Source organism: Duganella sp. sic0402 (genome assembly GCF_019219065.1).
GTDB lineage: Bacteria > Pseudomonadota > Gammaproteobacteria > Burkholderiales > Burkholderiaceae_D > Rugamonas.
In genome coordinates, this window is sequence record NZ_JAHUWK010000003.1 from 555,798 (window position 1) to 574,259 (window position 18,462).

An 18,462-nucleotide genomic window follows, 5' to 3' on the forward strand; every position below is an offset into this window, starting at 1 on the left:
ACCGGAAGGATATCACAACTGCAAATTTGTGTACTTTGCAGCCGAGCGTGGCCTATTGTTTGCGGCGGCGCGCCACCAGGCCCATCAGTGCCAAGCCACCCAGCAGCATGGCATACGTGCCTGGCTCTGGCACGGCCGAAGGAATCACGCCGGTGAATGCCTGGATGTGGATCTGGCCATATTCATTGACATTCTTGGCATACACGCCACCTTCCACGTTGGCGCCGTTGATGTTACTGAAAGTACCATCCGCCACCAGCACCTGGCCGCCAAAGGTACGGCCCACGGTCACGCTTTCAGCGCCGGCAAAGTTCCAGATGAATTTGCTGCCGTTGGATACCGCGTTCTCAAAGTTGGCAGTCAGGCTCAGGTTCTTGTCGTTGGTATTGAAGATGACGGTGGTGGCGCCGCTCAGATTGAAATAGAAGTCGGTGATCTGGGACGAGAAAACGCTACTGTCCAGGTTATTCTTGGTCAGGTCGAACACCAGCAGGCCGGAGGCGTCGGCGGTGCCGCTGAAGGTCACCTTGCTGTTGGTGGCGCTATCGATGCTCACACTGCTGTCCTTGCTGCCTTGCAGCGCCGACAGCTGCTTCGACAGGCCGGTCATCACGGCGCCGAAATCGGTCGAGGTAGCGGCAGCCTTGTTGCTCACCATGGTAGAGGTCTGGTCAGCGAGCTGTTGATTATTGTTGGTGCTGACCAAAGTGCCGGCATAGGCGGCGCCGTTCAGGTTAACGCTGGTGGCCGTGCCTCCGATCCAGGTATTACCCTGGAACGAGCCATTGGTAGCGGAACCCTCGACAAAAGCGTCGCCCTTGTTGACGATGACCTTGGTGGTGCTGCCCGCAACATACAGGCCGAGCGCATCCACGTGCGCGTCGTTGTTATTGCCGCTGAAATTGCCCAGCACGGTCACGCCCGCATAGTTGGATGCGGCGATCTTTTCCGGTTTCTGCACGAAGTCCTGCGCGACCGCGTTACCGCCAACAAAGGTGCGGCCCTGCACGTGCGAAGTGGAAGTCAGATCTTTGCTGACCACCAAGTTAAACTGTTGCAGCATCTGCGTCGCAGTCAACGCGGCAGGCTTGTCGGCTGCGTGGACGTGAGCGGAAAATACGGCGGCAGTTACCAAGGTAGTCAGTGAAAGAATACGCGCCATCTGAGGCTGTCCTTTAGATAATTTCTAAAATTAAACAATTATTGTTTTTAGTATATCACGGCTTAAAAAATCCCATGAGCAATTTCTTACCTTTTCAGTTACAAACCAATCGCTTGACGTTGCGCTTCGTCCAAAATGATGATGCGAAAGCAATGTTTGATGTACATTCCGATCCGCAGGCCATGCGCTACTTCAGCAGTACCGAGTGGCAGCACCTGGATCAGGCGGTCGAACACATCCAGAAAACGCTGGCGGGCTACGCAGACGGCAGCGCGTTGCGCCTGGCGATGGTGTTAAGAGATGGTCAAAACGCTGGTGCAGTGATCGGCAGCGTCACGCTGTATGCCTTCGACCAGCGCAATCACCGCTGCGAAATGGGCTACATCCTCGGCCGGCCGTACTGGGGCCAGCGCTATACGCAGGAGGCGTTGCGGGCGCTGATCGCCCACGCCTTCGGCCCGCTGGAACTGCGCCGCCTGGAAGCTGATATCCATCCCGACAATATTGCCTCAGAACGCCTGCTGCAAAGCCTGCACTTCCAGCGCGAAGGCCATCTGCGCGAGCGCTGGTTCGTCGGCGACGAAGTGTCGGACAGCATCATCTACGGCCTGCTGCGGCGCGACTGGGAAGCTGCCATTCATCCGGCGCAATAACCGGCCAGCCCCGCCAAATTGCAGTTGATCGGAATCCGCTACAGCGGCGCTGCGTGGTTTGCTAAAGTACCTCCATCGCAACATCCTTTATGGAGAAACAAATGAACAAAGTCAGCGCCCTGTTCGATGAAATCTTTCACGCTTTCAGCCGCGCCCTGCGCTATGGCGGCCGCCTGATCGGTGGCATGTCGCCGCAAGCCCTGCTGGGCGCGGCGCTGGTGCTGGCCCTGGTGTGCGCCGTGCTGCCGCTGGCCCTGACGCTATTTGTCGTGTTCCTGCTGGTGAAGCTGGCATGCGGCGCCAGCCTGGTCGCCCGCCGTTCGCGCTATACGCCTTACAAGGATGTTGAATGAAAAAGAACAAGCTGGCCCAGGCCGGCTATAACAATGCCAAAAGCCTGCTGGACATCGTCCGCGAGATCGGCGAAACCGCCGTCAGCGTGTGGTGGCATTTCTTTGACTGGCTGGCGCAGGTCGAGTGGCGCAAGCTGGTCATCATCTGGCTGCTGTTGCTGATCCTGTCGGTGTCGGTGCTGCACGTCGATGAGCAGTTGTGGACCTTCATCCTGGCCTCCTTCGGCCTGAAGGTGCTGGCCGGCGGCAAGCGCAAGGCCGAGCTGGAGGCGCGCAATGCGGAAACCCACGCCGACGAGGAAGGCATCGAACGGCGCGTGGTCGAGGCGCGCATGGCGGCGTTGCAGGCGCAGGTCGAGCCGCACTTTTTGTTCAACACCCTGGCGCTGATCGGCCAACTGATCGAAACCGATCCGCCGCAGGCGGCGCGCATCCACCAGAACCTGATCGACTACCTGCGCGCCACGCTGCCGCAAATGCGCGCCAAGGGTTCAGGCACGCTGGCGCGGCAAATCGAAATGTCGCGCGCCTACCTGGCCATCATGCAGGCCCGCATGCGCACGCGGCTGGCGGTGTCGATCGACGTGCCGGCAGAAATGCTGAGCGCCACTTTTCCGGTGATGATGTTGCAGATCCTGATCGAAAACGCTATCAAGCATGGCCTGGAGCCGAAGATCGACGGCGGCCGCATCGACATTCGCGCCTCGGTCGACGGGCAGATGCTGCAAGTGGACGTGATCGATGACGGCATCGGCTTCAACCACTTCGCCGGCGACGGCCTCGGCCTGGCCAATGTGCGCGAACGCCTGCGCATCCAGTACGGCAACCGCGCGCAGCTGGTGATCGAAGCACCGCTGACCGGCGGCACCCGCGCCAGCATCCGCGTGCCGTATGCGCCGGACATCTTTGCCGGGGGCGCCAAATGAGCCGCCCTACCGCCCTCATCGCTGACGATGAAGAAGGCATGCGCCAGCAGCTGCGCAGCCGCCTGCAGGAAGCCTGGCCCGAATTGCAGATCGTGGCGGAAGCCGTCAACGGCATCGAAGCCGTCGCGCTGGCCGGCCAGCACCAGCCGGACATCGTCTTCCTCGACATCCGCATGCCCGGCCTGTCCGGCATCGAGGCGGCGCGCATGCTGTTCAACCGCTGCCACCTCGTCTTCGTCACCGCCTACGACCAGTATGCGATTGAAGCGTTCGAGCAAGGCGCGCTGGATTACCTGCTGAAGCCGGTCGGCGGCGAACGCCTGAAGACCACTTGCGCGCGGCTGCAATCGCTGATCGGGCAACAGCCGACTAATATCGAACGGCAGCTGAGCCAGTTGCTGTCGCACCACAGCAAGCCGCCGGCGAAGCAGGAATACCTGCGCTGGATACAGGCGGTAGTCGGCACCAACCTGCGCATGATCTCGACCCGCGAAGTGCTGTTCTTCCAGGCCGACGAAAAATACACGCGGGTACAGACTGAGCAGTCGGAAGTCCTGATACGCAAGACCCTGAAGGAGCTGGCCGACGAGCTGGACCCGAACGAATTCTGGCGCATCCACCGTTCAACGCTGGTGCGCGTGGATGCGATTCAGGAAGTCACGCGCGACCTGCGCGGGCGGCAGATGGTGCGCATCCGCAGCCATCCCGAGTTGCTGGAAGTGAGCCGCGGCCACACCCATTTATTCCAGCAAATGTAACGTGCATTCGACGCGCGCGGGGCTATACTGAACTGCTACCTTTTAGGGAGGGAATAATGTCCAGCATACCCAAGCAAACCCTGTGCGGCGTCATACCATGCCTGCGCTACCGCAACGCGCCAGCCGCGATTGAATGGCTGCGCGACACGCTCGGCTTTACCGTGCAGTTCGTGGTGCCGAATGAAGACGGCACGGTCGCCCACGCTCAGCTCACCTTCGGCAACAGCATGATCATGCTGGGTTCCGCCTTCGACACCGAATACGGCCAGCTGTTGAAACAGCCGGCGGATATCGGCGGCAAGGTCACGCAAAGCGCCTACCTGGTGGTCAATAACGCCGACCTGGTGTATGGCCGCGTGCTGGAAGCCGGCGGCAAGATCTTGCTGGACATCAAGGATGAGGACTACGGTGGCCGCGGCTTCACCTGCAGCGACCTTGAAGGCCATGTCTGGAGTATCGGAACCTACGATCCGTTTGCCGCCAGCAGCGCGGCCGCCAGCGCGGAGTCCGCCACCTGAGTCGGGCGGATGCGGATGATGTTGCGGTACAGCGGCGGCATGGCGGCGCACAGTGCGGCCATGTCGGCCTCCGGCATTGAAGGCAGCACGTACTGCAACTGGGCAGGATTCTTCAATGGCAGCGGGCCTTCCATGGTGGAGCCGTAGGCCCCGAGATTCATGAAACTGAGCGCGCTGGCGTCCGGTCCCCGCGCAAACACGAATGTGCCCTCCTTCGGATGGCCGAGATAGTGGCGCACCTGGTCGCGCTGTTCGCGGCTGGCGCCCAGCATCAGCTTGTAGCGCAGCTGGGCATAAGCGCGCGTGGTTTCCATGAAGGCGCTGCGGATGCCCGACTGCGCCATCCGTCCCGGCATGCACAGCAGCAAATTGCCATACCCATCCAGCAAAGCCACCGCATCCCCTGTTCCGCCATGTTCGCGGTCGCGCGCCATCGCCTGCAACAGGAAAGGCGCCAGGCCGGCATCCGGCTGGCACGGCGCGCAACGGTAGGTCAGCGCATCAGGATATTGCTGCTTCAAGGCACGTACGATGGCGTGGCTGGCTGGCAGCGCAGCGGGATCTTTCAGCAGTTCCTGCGGATGATCGGCGCTGAATTTTTCCATCACTTCGGCCGACGTGGCCTCAAACACAAGCGAGCACAAGGCTTGCGTCGCTTCGGAAATCGTTTTGCCGATGAAGAAAGACTTGGGCGCCGCACCGCTGGCCGCGCGCGCATACAGCGACGAACCCAGGATGGCCGGATAGCTGAAGCTGTCGGCAGCCTGTGCCCGCAGCAGCGTGGGCAGTGCGCCGAAGCTGGCGCTGTGGTCGTAGTTGATGCCGGATTCCTGATCCGGCGCGGCCACCACCACATTGAAGCCGCCGGCCAGGATCGCGCCGCTGCACATGCAGCACGGGTCCAGCGAGGTGACGATGGTGATGTCCTGCGGCGGCGGCAGCGCGCGGCCCTTGGCGCGTTCGGCGTAGTACCAGTCGATCAGCTGGCGCTCGCCGTGGGCGGTCGGGTCAAAGATCAAGCCGTCCTTGACGACGTTGTTGTGCAAGGACTTCAGCACGTTGCCATGCTGGTCGAGCATCAGGCCACCGACGCCGAATGTGCCCTGGGTCCTGGCCGCGATGGCCTCGGCCGCTGCAATCGCGACCGCCGCCTGCACATCAATCGTCTTTTTGTGCGCCATTACATTTACTTGTGCTTGAGGTCCTGGCCGCCGAACGCATTCGGCAGCTGCGCGGCAGCGGTGGTTTCGAAGATGTCGCCGTTCAGATTGGTCAGCAGCACTGGCAGCTCGTTGCCGCCCAGTTCGAGGATCACCTGGCGGCAGGCGCCGCATGGTGCGATTGGGCCGTCGGTCTGGCCGATGACCACCAATTGTTCAAAATCGCCAGGCTGGTAGCCGTGCGCGAACGCGCTGAAGAATGCGGTGCGTTCGGCGCAGTTGCACAAACCGTAGGCCGCGTTTTCCACGTTACAGCCGTGGAAAACTTTACCGTCATTGGTCAGCAAGGCCGCGCCGACTTTGAAGTTGGAGTACGGAGCGTAAGCCTTCAGGCGCGCGGCGGCGGCTTCGGCGATCAGTTCAGTTTTATTCATAGCGGACTCCCACAGCCGTCATTCCCGCGCAGGCGGGAATCCATGCTGAGTATGGGCTCCCGCCTGCGCGGGAGCGACGCGTGGTTTACGGGCGGATGGTGCGGTAGACAACCGGATTCGTGGACGGCGCAGCATCAGTAATCTGATACGCCGCCTGGATTTCGCGGATGGCTTGCTCGGCCGCTTCCTGCGTGCGCGCATGCACCATCGCCAGCGGCTGGCCGGCTTCAATCTTGTCGCCCAGGCCAAGCAGATCGGTCAGCCCAACAGCAAAGTCAATCGGATCCGCCGCGCGGCGGCGACCGCCACCGAGCGACACCACAGCCAAACCGATCTCACGGCAGTTGGCCGAAGCAGCGTAGCCGGAACTCAGCGCCGGCGCCGGCACGATGATCGGCGAACGCTCCAGGTATTTATCTGGATTATCCATCAAATCAGCAGGGCCACCCAGCGCCGTCACCATGCGTGCAAAGCGCTCGGCCGCTTCGCCGCTGTCCAGCGACGCTTGCAGCTTGGCGCGCGCCTCTTCCTCGGTCGCCGCCAGTTTGCCCAGCACCAGCATCTCGGCGCACAGCGCCATCGTCACCTCGTGCAGGCGCGCCGGACGCGATTTGCCCGTCAGGTAATCGATCGCACCGCGCACTTCGACCGCGTTACCCGCGTAAGGCGCCAGCGATTCGTTCATATCGGTCAGGATGGCCGAGGTCATCATGCCCGCGCCATTGCCGACCTTGACGATGCTCTCGGCCAGCTCCACCGACTTGTCATAGGTCGGCATGAAGGCGCCGCTGCCGACTTTCACGTCCATCGCCAGCGCGTCCAGGCCTGCCGACAGCTTCTTCGACAGGATGGAACCGGTGATCATGGCCACCGATTCCACCGTGGCGGTGACGTCGCGCACACCGTAGAAGATCTTGTCCGATGGCGCCAGCGACGAAGTCTGGCCGATGATGGCCACGCCGACTTCCTTCACCACTTTGCGGAACAGCGCGTTGTCCGGCACGGTGGTGTAGCCGGGGATGGAATCAAACTTGTCCAGCGTGCCGCCGGTGTGGCCCAGGCCACGGCCGGAGATCATCGGCACATAGCCGCCGCAGGCTGCGACCATCGGGCCAAGCAGCAGCGAGACAACGTCGCCGACGCCACCGGTGGAGTGTTTGTCGACGACAGGACCGTTCAGGTCCAGCGAACGCCAGTCCAGCACTTCGCCGGAATCGCGCATCGCCAGCGTGAAGGCCACGCGTTCGTCCATGCTCATATCGTTGAAGTAGACCGCCATGGCCAGCGCGGCGATCTGGGATTCGGTCACGCGGCCGGAGGTGATGCCGCCAACGAAGAACTGAATCTCTTCGGTGGACAAGGTGCCACCATCACGCTTTTTGCGGATGATCTCTTGGGGTAAATAGGACATGTAATTCTCCCGTAATTCAAAACGCGTCATTCCGGCGGAAGCCGGAATCCATGCTGAGTCGTCAAAGCCGACCTTCTATGGATTCCGGCCTTCGCCGGAATGACGGGATGCTGCTGTGCTTAGACGCCGTAAGGTATCCAGATGTTTTTGACTTGCGACGCGTGCGCCAATACCGCGCGGCCGCCAGCTTGCGAAGTGCTGTACCAGTCGCGGCCTTTGGCGCCGCCTACCCAGGTACGCTTCAGCGTCGATGCCGACAGGCGTTCCACTTCAGCGCAGCCTTCGGCCGAACCGTCGTGACGCCACACCGCATCGATATCGCCGTGCGTCGCCAGTGTGCGCGCCAGTTCATCGGCCGAACCGGTGATGATGTTGACCACGCCAGCCGGCAGGTCCGAGGTATCAAACACCTGATACAGATCAGTCGCCGACAGCGGATGCGCTTCCGACGGCACCACCACCACGCGGTTACCCAGCGCGATGGCGGGCGCCACCAGCGAGATGAAGCCCAGCAGCGGTGCTTCGTTCGGGCACACGATACCAATCACACCCAGCGGCTCGTTCAGCGCCACGGTAATGCCATGCATCGGCGGCTGATGCGCCAGGCCGTCGTACTTGTCAGCCCACGCAGCCCAGTAGAACAGACGCTCGATCGACGCCTGCACTTCCTTCTCTGCGTTCTTCGAACCGGTCATCGCGGCAATGCGGGCAGCGAATTCCTCGCCGCGTGCGGCCAGGTTTTCAGCGATGTAGTACAGCACTTGCGCACGGTTGTGCGAGGTGGCCTTGGTCCAGCCGCCGGCCTTGTGTGCAGCTTCCACCGCATTGCGGATGTCCTTGCGACTGCCCTCGCCCACTTCGGCGATGAATTCACCATCGGCGCCATGGATCGCACGGCTGTATGCGCCGTCAGGGCGGGCCTGCTTGCCACCGATGTACAACTTGGCAGTGCGGTCGATGGCAAACGCGCCACCCGCAACCGGCGCGGCCTTGGCCTTGGCTTTCGGCTCGATCACTGGCGCGGCGGGACGCGCATCTTCCGACTTGGCGGTCAGGTATTCGTACATGCCTTCGCGGCCGCCTTCACGGCCGTAGCCGGATTCGCGGTAGCCGCCGAAGCCGCAAGCGGCGTCGAACTGGTTGGCGGTGTTAATCCACACCACGCCGGCCTTGATCGCCGGCGCGACGTCCAGCGCCAGCGAAATGTTTTCGGTCCACACGCACGCGGCCAGGCCGTACACGGTGTTGTTCGCCAGCTGCACGGCCTCTGGCGGCGTGCGGAAGCTCATCGCCACCAGCACCGGGCCAAAGATTTCAGCCTGTGCCACAGCGGCGGCGGTCGATGCGCCGGTGATCAGGGTCGGCGGGAACCACGAGCCATCGGCCGGCAGTTCGCACGCTGGCTGGTACACAGTGCAGCCTTCGTCGCGTGCCGATTGCACCAGGCCTTCGATGCGCTGCTTCTGCACCGGATCGACCAGCGCGCCGATGTCCATCGACTTGTCCAGCGGCGAACCGAGGGTCAGCTTGTCCATGCGGGCGCGCAGCTTGGCCAGGAATTTCTCCTGCACCGATTCCTGCACCAGCAGGCGCGAACCCGCGCAGCACACCTGGCCCTGATTGAACCAGATCGAATCGACCAGACCTTCAACAGCAGCGTCCAGGTCCGCATCTTCAAACACGATGAATGGCGACTTGCCGCCCAACTCCAGCGACAGCTTCTTGCCGCTGCCTGCCGACGCTTCGCGGATCAAGCGGCCGACTTCGGTCGAACCGGTGAAGGCCAGCTTGTCGATGCCTGCGTGCTTGACGATGGCTTCGCCCACGCGGCCATCGCCGGTGATGATGTTGACCACACCGGCAGGCACGCCAGCTTGTACGCAGATGTCGGCGAACAGCATCGCGGTCAGCGAAGTGAATTCAGCCGGCTTGAAGACCACGGTGTTACCGGCAGCCAGCGCAGGGGCGATTTTCCACGCCAGCATCAGCAGCGGGAAGTTCCATGGCACGATCTGGCCGACCACGCCCACGGCGCGGTAGTCGGCAAATTCTTCGGCTTGCAGTTGCGCCCAGCCGGCGTGGTAGTAGAAGTGACGCGCCACCAGCGGCAGATCGACATCGCGGGTTTCGCGGATGGTCTTGCCGTTGTCCAGCGTTTCCAGCACGGCGAACAGGCGCGCATGTTTCTGCATCAGGCGTGCGATCGAATACATGATCTTGGCGCGGCCATGGCCACCCAGCGCTTGCCAGCCCGGTTGCGCGGCACGTGCGGCGGCAACCGCGCGGTCAACGTCGGCCGCGCTGCCCTGGGTCAGGTCTGCCAGCTTGCTGCCGTCGGCTGGATTGATGGAAGCGAACAGCTCACCGGCCTCGCTCCATTCGTTATTGATGAACAGGCCGAATTGGCGGCCGCGTTGTTCCAGCCACGCTTGCGCTTCTTTCGTGCTTTCCGGTGCTGGGCCGTATTCCATGGTGTTGAGGATCTCTTTAATGGTTGGCATGACGGTATCCGATTCTTATGGTTGCGCGTGGCGGTGAGCGGCCGAGTAGTTACCGGTCACGTAGTGTTCCAGCTGACGTTCGATGTCGGTCAGCAGGCTCGATGCGCCGATGCGGAACAGATGCGGTTCCAGCCACTCATTGCCCAATTCTTCTTTCATCAGCGTCAGATATTGCAGCGCGGCCTTGGCCGTGCCGACACCGCCCGCTGGCTTGTAGCCGATCTTGAAGCCGGTCTGCTCGTGGTAGTCGCGGATCGCGCGCACCATGGTCAGCGACACAGGGATGGTCGCGTTGACCGGTTCTTTACCGGTCGAGGTCTTGATGAAGTCCGCACCGGCCATCATGCAGACCCACGATGCCTTGGCCACGTTTTCCAGCGTGACCAGTTCACCGGTCGCCAGAATCGCCTTGACGTGCGCTTCGCCGCAGGCTTTGCGGTAAGCCAGCATTTCGTCGTACAGCGCCTGCCAGTTGCCGGTCAGGACGTGCTGACGGGTGATGACGATATCGATCTCGGAAGCACCAGCGGCCACCGACAGTTCGATCTCGCGCACCTTGGTTTCCATGCTGGTCAAGCCAGCCGGGAAGCCGGTCGATACAGCGGCGATCGGCAAACGGCCTTGCAGCACGTCCACCGCCGGCTTGATCATCTCGTGGTACACGCAGACGGCGCCGGTGGCCAGGTTGATGTCTTGCAGGCCCAGTGCTTCCACCAGGTCGGCGCGCAGCGGACGAATCGCCTTACGGCACAGGCGCTCAACGCGGCCAGGCGTATCGTCGCCGGACAGCGTGGTCAGGTCGATCAGGCCGATGGCCTTGACCAGCCAGGCGGCCTGGTATTCCTTTTTCACCGTGCGGCGGTTCGCCAGGCTGGCGGCGCGGCGGTCGGATGCGGATTTATTGACGCGGATATGGTTAATCCAGCTGAGGTCCAGCGGGACCGCTTCATTGCGCTTGAAGTCGCTCATAACAGATTGCTTCCGTTCGAAAGTGGCTTGACGCCGAGGTGATGGGCCAGGGTCTGGCCGATGTCGGAGAAGGATTCGGAAATGCCCAGCGATTGCGCTTTCACCTTCGGACCGAAGAAGATCATCGGGATGTGTTCACGCGTGTGGTCGGAGCCTGGCCAGGTTGGATCGCAGCCGTGGTCGGCGGTGATCACCACCAGATCGTCTTCCTTCAGCTTGGCGATGAATTCCGGCAGGCGCGCATCCATTTCATGCAGCGCGTTGGAATAGCCGTTGACATCGCGGCGGTGGCCGAAGGCCTGGTCGAAGTCGACGAAGTTAACGAAGGTCAGCGACTTGTCGCCGGCTTCATCGGCTACTTTCAGCAGCGCGTCGAACAGCGCCATATTGTCCTTACCCTTGACCACGCGCGATACGCCCTGCGTCGCGAAGATGTCGCTGATCTTGCCCAGCGCGATGACTTCACCGCCGTCGTTCTTGACGTGGTCCAGCAGCGTTGGCGCTGGCGGCGCGACAGCGTAGTCGTGACGGTTGGTGGTGCGGGTGTAGTTGCCGTTGGCGCCGACGAAGGGACGCGCGATCACGCGGCCGATGTTGTACGGTTCCACCAGCTTGAAGGCGATCTCGCACACTTCATACAGGCGCTCCAGGCCGAACGATTCTTCGTGTGCGGCGATTTGCAGCACCGAATCGGCCGAGGTGTAGATGATCGGCTTGCCGGTGGCGACATGCTCGTCACCGTGCTTGTTGATGATCTCCGTGCCGGATGCGTGGCAGTCGCCCAGGAAGCCCGGCACGCCGGTCAGCTCTTGCAGCTTTTGCGTCAGCTCGGCCGGGAACGACGGCACGGTCTTCGGGAAGTAGCCCCAGTCGAATTCCACCGGCACGCCGGCGATTTCCCAGTGGCCGGACTGCGTGTCCTTGCCGGTTGAGCGTTCACGCGCGGCGCCGTAGGCGGCGGTGAAGCCTTCGCGCTGGGTGAAGCCGGTGGCCCACTCGCCGCTGGCCAGATGGGCGGCGGCGGTCAGGCCCAGATTTTCCATGGTCGGCAGCGACATCGGCTTGCCGCTTTTGGCGACCTGCTCGGCGATGTGGCCGAAGGTGTTGGCGCCGGCATCGTTGTACTTCGCCGCATCGGGCGTGGCGCCCAGACCGAACGAATCGAGCAACAGGATAAATGCGCGTTTCATGATGTACTCCTAAAAGCAAAAAGGGGCGGACTGCGCCGCCCCCGTTGGTTCCTTAAGCCTGCGGCGTTTTCGCCACGTTGCCCAGGAAGCCCAGGATGACTTCGACCAGCGAAGTTGCAGCCACCGCTGCGTATTTCAACGTCTGCTCATGCGACAGCGGGAACGGCGACAGGCCTTCCGCCAGATTGGTGATGGCCGATACGCCCACCACTTTCAGGCCGCAGTGACGCGCCGACACTACCTCCGGCACCACCGACATGCCCACCACGTCAGCACCCAGGGTCTTGAACGCGCGGATTTCCGCAGGCGTTTCAAAGTTAGGGCCAGCGTAAGCGATGTACACGCCTTCGTGCAGCGTCACGTTTTTCTCTTTGGCCGAAGAATGCAGCAGCGCGCGCAAGTCGGCGTCATAGGCGTTGGCCATGCTGAAGAAGCGCGGACCGAAACGCTCATCGTTCGGGCCCATCATCGGGGTGCCTGGCAGGAAGTTGATGTGGTCGGTCAGCGCCACCAGCGAACCGGCGTCCACTTCAGGACGCAGCGAGCCGGCCGCATTGGTCACGAACAGCATTTCGCAGCCCAGCAGCTTCATGGTGCGCACGGCGCTGGTCATCACGCCCAGGCCGTAGCCTTCGTAGACGTGGCCGCGGCCCTTCATGCACACTACCTGGACGCCCGCCAGCGTGCCGATCACCAGTTCGCCGGCGTGGCCGTGCACGGTGGAGATAGGGAAGCCTGGCAGTTCGTCGTAGCCAATAGTGACCGAGTCGGTCATTTGTTCCGCCAGCACGCCCAGGCCGGAACCGAGAATCATCGCAACGCGTGGCTTGAAGCCTTGTGGAAGACGGGCGCGAATAATGTCAGCTGCCTGGAACGGGGAATTATTAGACATGGAATCCTCAAAGAATTTTGATATGGCTGGGGAAGCTGCCACTATGCATCATCGTGCATATGTATGGCAAATACCATTTTTCTTAGCCATTTATATAAAAGCGATATAAATCAGAGGTATTATAAACCAACGCAAACTGAGCCGCTGGGCGCGGTTGACTCGATTCGGACAAATGTTTATGATTGCAAACAACTGTTTGAAAGCATCATGACCGATTCCTCCAAAAAGGAACAGCTATACCAGCTGATCCGCGCCAACCCCTTTATTTCCCAGCAAGACCTGGCGGTCGAGCTGCGCCTGTCGCGCTCGGCCGTGGCCGGCCACATCGCTGGCCTGATACGTGAACGGCGCCTGCTGGGGCGCGCCTACGTGCTGCCGGACAAGCGCCCGGTGCTGTGCATCGGCGCCGCCAACCTGGACCGCAAGCTGCGCAGCGTCGAGGCGATGCAGCTAGGCACCTCCAATCCCGCCACCGCCGAGGAAGTCTACGGCGGCGTGGCGCGCAACATCGCTGAAAACCTGGCCCGCCTGAATCTGCCGGTAGCGCTGCTGACCGCCGTCGGCGACGATGGTGCAGGCCGCAGCCTGCAAGAGCACGCCGAACGCGCCGGCATCGATGTACGCGGCAGCCTCAAGTTGCAGGATGCCGCCACCGGCACCTACACCGCCATCCTCGACGACAAGGGCGAACTGGTGGTGGCGCTGGCCGACATGGCGCTGTACGACCGCATGACGCCGGAATTCCTCGCCAGCCGCTCGCCGCAGCGCCTGGCCGCCGCGATGACCGTAGCCGATCTCAACCTGCCGGCCGGCAGTATCACCACGCTCCTGGAAAGTGCGTGCAGCGACAATGTGCCGCTGGTGATCATCGCCGTCTCGCAGCCGAAGATGGCCCGCTTGCCGGCCGACCTGCGCGGACTGCGCTTACTGATACTCAATCGCGGCGAACTGGAAACCCGCGCCGGCCGCGCGCTGCCGACCGAGGCTGATGTGCGCGCTGCCTGCAACGAAGTGCGCATGCAAGGTGCGCAGGATGTCATCGTCACCTGTGGCGGCCAGGGCGTGTACCACACGCGCGGTAGCGAGCTGGTCTGGCTGGCCGCCCATCAGGTCGAGGTGGTGGATGTCACCGGCGCCGGCGACGCTTTCTCGGCCGCCGTCTGCTGGTCGCTCTACCAGGGCAGCGACGACCTGACGCTGGCCTGCCGCCGTGGCCTGAAGGTAGCCGCGATGACGCTGGAAAGCCCCGAGACGGTATCGCCGGTGCTGGCCGCCGACGTGCTCGACGAAATACACGATTTTGATATGAACGCTCCGCTGTTCCCGAATAAAGGATAAGACCATGCACCAATACTTATTGTTCTCACCGGAAGTGGCCGCCGCCCGCGCCGCCGGCAAAGCCATCGTCGCGCTGGAATCGACCATCATCTCGCACGGCATGCCCTACCCGCAAAACGTGCAGATGGCGCGTGAAGTGGAACAGCTCATCCGCGACGGCGGCGCCGTACCGGCCACCATCGCCATCATTGGCGGCAAAATTTGCATCGGCCTCTCGGACGAGCAGCTGGAGCTACTGGGCACTTCACCTGACGCGATGAAAGTCAGCCGCCGCGACCTGCCCTTCGTGCTGGCGCAGAACCAGCTGGGCGCGACCACAGTGGCCGCCACCATGATCTGCGCGGAACTGGCCGGCATCCAGGTGTTCGTCACCGGCGGCATCGGCGGCGTGCACCGTGGAGCCGAAACCAGCTTCGACATCTCGGCCGACTTGCAGGAACTGGCGCAGACTTCGGTGGCGGTGGTGTGCGCCGGCGTCAAGTCCATCCTCGACATCGGCCTGACGCTGGAATACCTGGAAACCTTCGGCGTGCCGGTGGTGAGCGTAGGCCAGCGCGGTTTCCCTGCCTTCTTCACCCGCGAGAGCGGCTTCAACGCCGACTTCCAGCTGGACAGCGCCGCTGAACAAGCCAGCTTCATCCAGACCAAGTGGCAGCTGGGCCTGAAAGGCGGCGTCGTGGTCAGCAATCCGGTGCCGGCCGCCGAGGCGATGCAGAAAGAAGAAATCGACCGCATCACTGGACAAGCCTTGCAGGAAGCGGATCAGCAAGGCATCACCGGCAAGAACGTCACGCCGTTCCTGCTCAGCCGTATCAAGGCGCTGACCGAGGGCCGCAGCCTGGCCACCAATATCGCCCTGGTGAAAAATAATGCCCGTTGCGGCGCCGCGCTGGCGGTGGCCATGCAATCCACCCATTAACGACGGCGGCCCGCCATGTCCATCGATCTGAAACAACTGAAGTACTTCCTCGCTGTCGCTGAAGAAAAAAGTTTCAGCCGTGCCGCCGAGCGACTGCATATTTCGCAGCCGCCGCTGAGCCAGCAGATCATGAAACTGGAAAGCGAACTGGGCGTCAAACTGTTCGCCCGCACCACCCGCACCTTCGAGCTGACGGTGGCAGGCAAGGCGCTGATGGGCGAAGCCTCCGAGCTGCTGGCCAAGATGCGCATGACCATCGACACCATCCGCCAGATCGACCGTGGTGAAGTGGGCCGGCTGCGGGTCGGTATTGTCGGCTCGGCGATGTGGGGGCCGATTCCCAGCCTGCTGGAAGAATTCCAGACCAAGTTCCCGCGCGTGACCTGGACCCTGCACGAGCTGGGTCCCACGCTGCAATACGAAGCGCTGCGCGCCAAGCAGATCGACGTCGGCTTCTGGCGCGAGCCGAAGCTGGACGAGGACGTGCTAAAGAACGACAACCTGCGCCAGGAACTCTGCTTCCGCGAAGATGTGTGCGTGGCGCTGAATGAGCATCATCCGCTGGCCAAGCAGGAAGCCATCGAACTGATCGACATCGCCGACGAGCCGATGCTGACGCTGGCCCTGGATAAATCCTCGTTCCCGCGCTATCTGATTCAATGCTGCGTGAAAGCCGGCTTCCAGCCGACCATCTTCCAGGAGGCGTCCGAGCCACAAACCCTGTTGGCCATGGTCGGCGCCGGCCTGGGCGTGGCGCTGATGCCGGAAACCACCAGCCGCATCGGCTGGCCCGGCGTGGTGTTCGTGCCGATCCGCACCGATCCGCCATCGGCCAATCTGTACATCAGCTACACCACCACCGACGACGCACCGGTGGTGCGCGCCTTCCTGAATATTTTGAATCCCCCAGCGCGCGCCGATTAATTTGACTAATGCGTCAGCCCGCCCACGGCGCGCACATCAACCGTGTGCGCCAGCGTGGTGCGCACGGCGATGCGCAAGCCTTCGATAACATCTTCCAGCTTCATGCTGGCCGTCCCCGGATTGCGCGCCGCCTGTTCCGGCAGATAGGGAATGTGGATGAAACCGGCGCGCATGGTGGTGCCCCATTCGTGCGCCTGGTGCATCAAACCATAGAACACATGGTTGCAGACAAAGGTGCCGGCCGTCTGCGACACCGACGCCGGCAAGCCGGCATCGCGCAGCTCGCTGACGATGGCCTTGATCGGCAAGGTGGAGAAATACGCCGCCGGGCCGCCGTTGACGATGGGCTGATCCACCAGCTGGCGTTGCTGGTTGTCCGGAATCGGCGCATCATCAATATTGATGGCGATGCGCTCCACCGAAATATCCACCCTGCCGCCAGCCTGCCCGACCGCGATCACGATGCTCGGCTGCAGTTCTTCCACCGCCTGGTGCATGACCTTGAGCGCGCGCCCGAACACGCACGGCAGCTGCCGCGCATGGACCACAAAATCGCCTTCGTGCCAGCCCTGCAGGCTGCGTACTGCCTCCCAGGAGGGATTGATGGTCTCTTTGTTAAACGGCTCGAAGCCCGTTAACAATATTATCTTTTTCATCTCCACGAACTCCGTGATGCGTTAACCCAGCAGCCTCTCACAGATTCATTAAAAAATAAAGCAGCGCAATATTTGCTAACAATAATGGCAATGCGGTCGGCACCTGCATTTTGACCACAGCATTCTTGTCCGGCAGTTCCAGCAGCGCCGCCGGCACGATGTTGAAATTGGCCGCCATCGGCGTCATCAGCGTGCCGCAATAGGCGCTGAACATGCCGATCGCCGCCATCACCGCCGGATTGGCGTGATACACGCCGACCAGTACCGGTATGCCCACCCCGCCGGCAATCACCGGAAACGCCGCGAAGCCATTGCCCATGATGATGGTGAACAGCGCCATGCCGAGGCAGTACACCGCCACCGCCACCAGCCGCGCATCCATATTGATATACGAGGTGACCACATGCGCCACCGCCTTGCCCATGCCGGCCTCGGTGAACAGCAGGCCCAGCACCGCCAGCATGTGCGGCAGCACCACCGCCCAGCCCAGATGATCGACCAGGCGGCGCGACTCGCGCATCGCCTGCAGCGGCGTCGAGCGGGTCAGCCAGCAGGCGGTGGCCACCGCGAACAGCGAACCACAGCCGAGGCTGATCAGCGTGATGTGTTTCGGGTCCATCAGGAAGCGGCCGTCCCACTGCACGTCCTTGAACAGCGTCGAACCGATCACCGTGGTCAACGGGATCAGCAACGCCGGGATCAGCAGCTTGTGGCCCAGCCGCTGCGCGCTGTCGCGCCGTTGTTCGGCGGAGCGTTCGCCATAGCGGCCCAGCGTGACGCCGCCGAAGCCGGCGATCAGCGCCATCAGCACCATCAGCAGGCCGGCCGCCACCGGCGGCAGCTGCTCGCCGGCCAGGTAGATCACCGCGTACAAGGCCCAGAACAGGGCGCTGCTGTAGCGCTTCGGGTTGTGCCGGTCGCGCAGCGCCATGCCGGCGATCAGCAGCAGCATCGCGCCCAGCACGTAGTAGAAGAAATCCAGCGAGAGTATCATTTGACGCTCCGGGCAATCTGCGCGTCCAGCCGGTACAGCCGCCACGAGTGGATGATAAAGGCGCAGATGGCGGTCGGTATGCCCCACAGCGCCATGTGCAGCGGATCGACCTCGATGCCTTCGCCTTGCAGTATGGTTTGCATCAACACGATGGCGCCGAAGGCAACAAAGATATCCTCCCCGAAAAACAGCCCGACGTTGTCGGTGGCGGCGGACATGGCGCGGATGCGGTAGCGCATGTCCATGGTGATATTCGGGTAGCGTGCCTCGGCCGCGCCTTCCGCCATCGGCGCCACCAGCGGCCGCACCATGCTCGCATGGCCGCCGAGGCTGGTCAGCCCGAAGGCGGCGCTGATTTCGCGGATGGCCAGGTAGACGATCAGCAGCCGGCCGGTGGTGGCCGAGCGGATGCGTGCAATCGAGGCCTGCGCATGTTCGCGCAATCCGTAGCGCTCCAGCAGGCCGATGGCGGCAATCGGCAGCAGCAGGATCAGCGGCAGGTTGCGGGTCTTGATGAAGGCCGCGCCCAGCGTGGCCAGCAACTGCTCGACCGGCATGAAGGCGGCAAAGCCGGTGACAAAACATGCCGCCACCACCGCCAGCACCGGGTGTGCGCGCAGCGCGAAGCCGGCGACGATAACGGCCACGCCCAGCAGCGGCCACAGATTAACCACAGTTTGCATATCCGCTTCCCATAAGAATGG

19 protein-coding genes are annotated in these 18,462 nt (G+C 62.5%); 8 read left to right on the top strand and 11 right to left on the bottom strand.

Annotated features, from left to right (window positions below; all coding sequences use genetic code 11):
- Window positions 1–52 precede the first annotated feature (52 nt).
- Window positions 53–1,162, bottom strand: a complete 1,110-nt coding sequence (locus KW842_RS11445; RefSeq protein WP_229223621.1) for a collagen-binding domain-containing protein — start codon at window positions 1,160–1,162, stop codon at window positions 53–55.
- 74 nt (window positions 1,163–1,236) lie between these two features.
- On the opposite strand from KW842_RS11445, the gene KW842_RS11450 reads away from it, so the two are divergent.
- The 5 genes from KW842_RS11450 to KW842_RS11470 all read left to right on the top strand — a co-directional run bounded on the left by KW842_RS11450 (window position 1,237) and on the right by KW842_RS11470 (window position 4,370).
- Window positions 1,237–1,815 carry a GNAT family N-acetyltransferase gene (locus tag KW842_RS11450; protein ID WP_218304199.1) on the top strand — a complete coding sequence of 193 codons (579 nt, stop codon included), beginning with the start codon at window positions 1,237–1,239 and terminating at the stop codon, window positions 1,813–1,815.
- Between the two features lie 101 nt (window positions 1,816–1,916).
- Window positions 1,917–2,168, top strand: coding sequence for a hypothetical protein (locus KW842_RS11455; protein WP_218304200.1), 252 nt, complete (start codon window positions 1,917–1,919; stop codon window positions 2,166–2,168).
- On the top strand, window positions 2,165–3,094 hold the full coding sequence (locus KW842_RS11460; RefSeq protein ID WP_218304201.1) for a sensor histidine kinase: 930 nt from the start codon (window positions 2,165–2,167) through the stop codon (window positions 3,092–3,094). Before KW842_RS11455 ends, KW842_RS11460 begins: the two co-directional genes overlap by 4 nt.
- Window positions 3,091–3,852: a LytTR family DNA-binding domain-containing protein gene (locus KW842_RS11465; RefSeq protein WP_218304202.1), complete on the top strand. Its 762-nt coding sequence runs from the start codon at window positions 3,091–3,093 to the stop codon at window positions 3,850–3,852. Before KW842_RS11460 ends, KW842_RS11465 begins: the two co-directional genes overlap by 4 nt.
- Before the next feature lie 56 nt (window positions 3,853–3,908).
- Window positions 3,909–4,370: a VOC family protein gene (locus KW842_RS11470; RefSeq protein ID WP_218304203.1), complete on the top strand. Its 462-nt coding sequence runs from the start codon at window positions 3,909–3,911 to the stop codon at window positions 4,368–4,370.
- On the opposite strand, the gene KW842_RS11475 is transcribed toward KW842_RS11470, so the two are convergent.
- The 7 genes from KW842_RS11475 to xapA all read right to left on the bottom strand — a co-directional run bounded on the left by KW842_RS11475 (window position 4,316) and on the right by xapA (window position 12,927).
- Window positions 4,316–5,551, bottom strand: a complete 1,236-nt coding sequence (locus KW842_RS11475; RefSeq protein ID WP_218304204.1) for a nucleoside deaminase — start codon at window positions 5,549–5,551, stop codon at window positions 4,316–4,318. The genes KW842_RS11470 and KW842_RS11475 overlap by 55 nt on opposite strands.
- A 5-nt stretch (window positions 5,552–5,556) precedes the next feature.
- Complete coding sequence (locus KW842_RS11480) at window positions 5,557–5,964, bottom strand: cytidine deaminase (RefSeq protein ID WP_218304205.1); 408 nt, start codon at window positions 5,962–5,964, stop codon at window positions 5,557–5,559.
- Window positions 5,965–6,049: 85 nt separating this feature from the next.
- Complete coding sequence (gene deoA, locus KW842_RS11485; protein WP_218304206.1) at window positions 6,050–7,375, bottom strand: thymidine phosphorylase; 1,326 nt, start codon at window positions 7,373–7,375, stop codon at window positions 6,050–6,052.
- Window positions 7,376–7,494: 119 nt separating this feature from the next.
- A complete protein-coding gene (locus KW842_RS11490; protein ID WP_373925171.1) occupies window positions 7,495–9,876 on the bottom strand; it encodes an aldehyde dehydrogenase family protein in 2,382 nt (793 codons plus the stop codon).
- A 15-nt stretch (window positions 9,877–9,891) separates the two neighbouring features.
- A complete protein-coding gene (gene deoC, locus KW842_RS11495; RefSeq protein WP_218304207.1) occupies window positions 9,892–10,845 on the bottom strand; it encodes a deoxyribose-phosphate aldolase in 954 nt (317 codons plus the stop codon).
- Window positions 10,842–12,035: a phosphopentomutase gene (locus tag KW842_RS11500; RefSeq protein ID WP_218304208.1), complete on the bottom strand. Its 1,194-nt coding sequence runs from the start codon at window positions 12,033–12,035 to the stop codon at window positions 10,842–10,844. The genes deoC and KW842_RS11500 overlap by 4 nt, the downstream gene beginning before the upstream one ends.
- 52 nt (window positions 12,036–12,087) lie before the next feature.
- Complete coding sequence (gene xapA / locus KW842_RS11505) at window positions 12,088–12,927, bottom strand: xanthosine phosphorylase (protein ID WP_218304209.1); 840 nt, start codon at window positions 12,925–12,927, stop codon at window positions 12,088–12,090.
- 207 nt (window positions 12,928–13,134) lie between these two features.
- Between xapA and KW842_RS11510 the strand changes: the two genes are divergently transcribed.
- Genes KW842_RS11510 through KW842_RS11520 form a run of 3 tightly spaced genes read left to right on the top strand, consistent with a single transcriptional unit; the run spans window position 13,135 to window position 16,108 of the window.
- Window positions 13,135–14,265, top strand: coding sequence for a carbohydrate kinase (locus KW842_RS11510; RefSeq protein ID WP_218304210.1), 1,131 nt, complete (start codon window positions 13,135–13,137; stop codon window positions 14,263–14,265).
- A 4-nt stretch (window positions 14,266–14,269) separates the two neighbouring features.
- A complete protein-coding gene (locus KW842_RS11515; RefSeq protein ID WP_218304211.1) occupies window positions 14,270–15,184 on the top strand; it encodes a pseudouridine-5'-phosphate glycosidase in 915 nt (304 codons plus the stop codon).
- Window positions 15,185–15,199: 15 nt separating this feature from the next.
- Window positions 15,200–16,108: a LysR family transcriptional regulator gene (locus KW842_RS11520; RefSeq protein ID WP_218304212.1), complete on the top strand. Its 909-nt coding sequence runs from the start codon at window positions 15,200–15,202 to the stop codon at window positions 16,106–16,108.
- Between the two features lie 5 nt (window positions 16,109–16,113).
- Here the strand turns inward: KW842_RS11520 and pcp are convergent, their stop codons facing one another.
- The 3 genes from pcp to KW842_RS11535 are packed head-to-tail and all read right to left on the bottom strand — an operon-like array spanning window position 16,114 to window position 18,441.
- Window positions 16,114–16,764: a pyroglutamyl-peptidase I gene (gene pcp, locus KW842_RS11525; protein WP_218304213.1), complete on the bottom strand. Its 651-nt coding sequence runs from the start codon at window positions 16,762–16,764 to the stop codon at window positions 16,114–16,116.
- A gap of 37 nt (window positions 16,765–16,801) precedes the next feature.
- On the bottom strand, window positions 16,802–17,758 hold the full coding sequence (locus tag KW842_RS11530) for a DUF979 domain-containing protein (RefSeq protein ID WP_218304214.1): 957 nt from the start codon (window positions 17,756–17,758) through the stop codon (window positions 16,802–16,804).
- Window positions 17,755–18,441 (bottom strand): DUF969 domain-containing protein, encoded by a 687-nt coding sequence (locus KW842_RS11535; RefSeq protein WP_218304215.1) that lies wholly within the window; start codon window positions 18,439–18,441, stop codon window positions 17,755–17,757. Before KW842_RS11535 ends, KW842_RS11530 begins: the two co-directional genes overlap by 4 nt.
- Window positions 18,442–18,462: the final 21 nt, after the last annotated feature.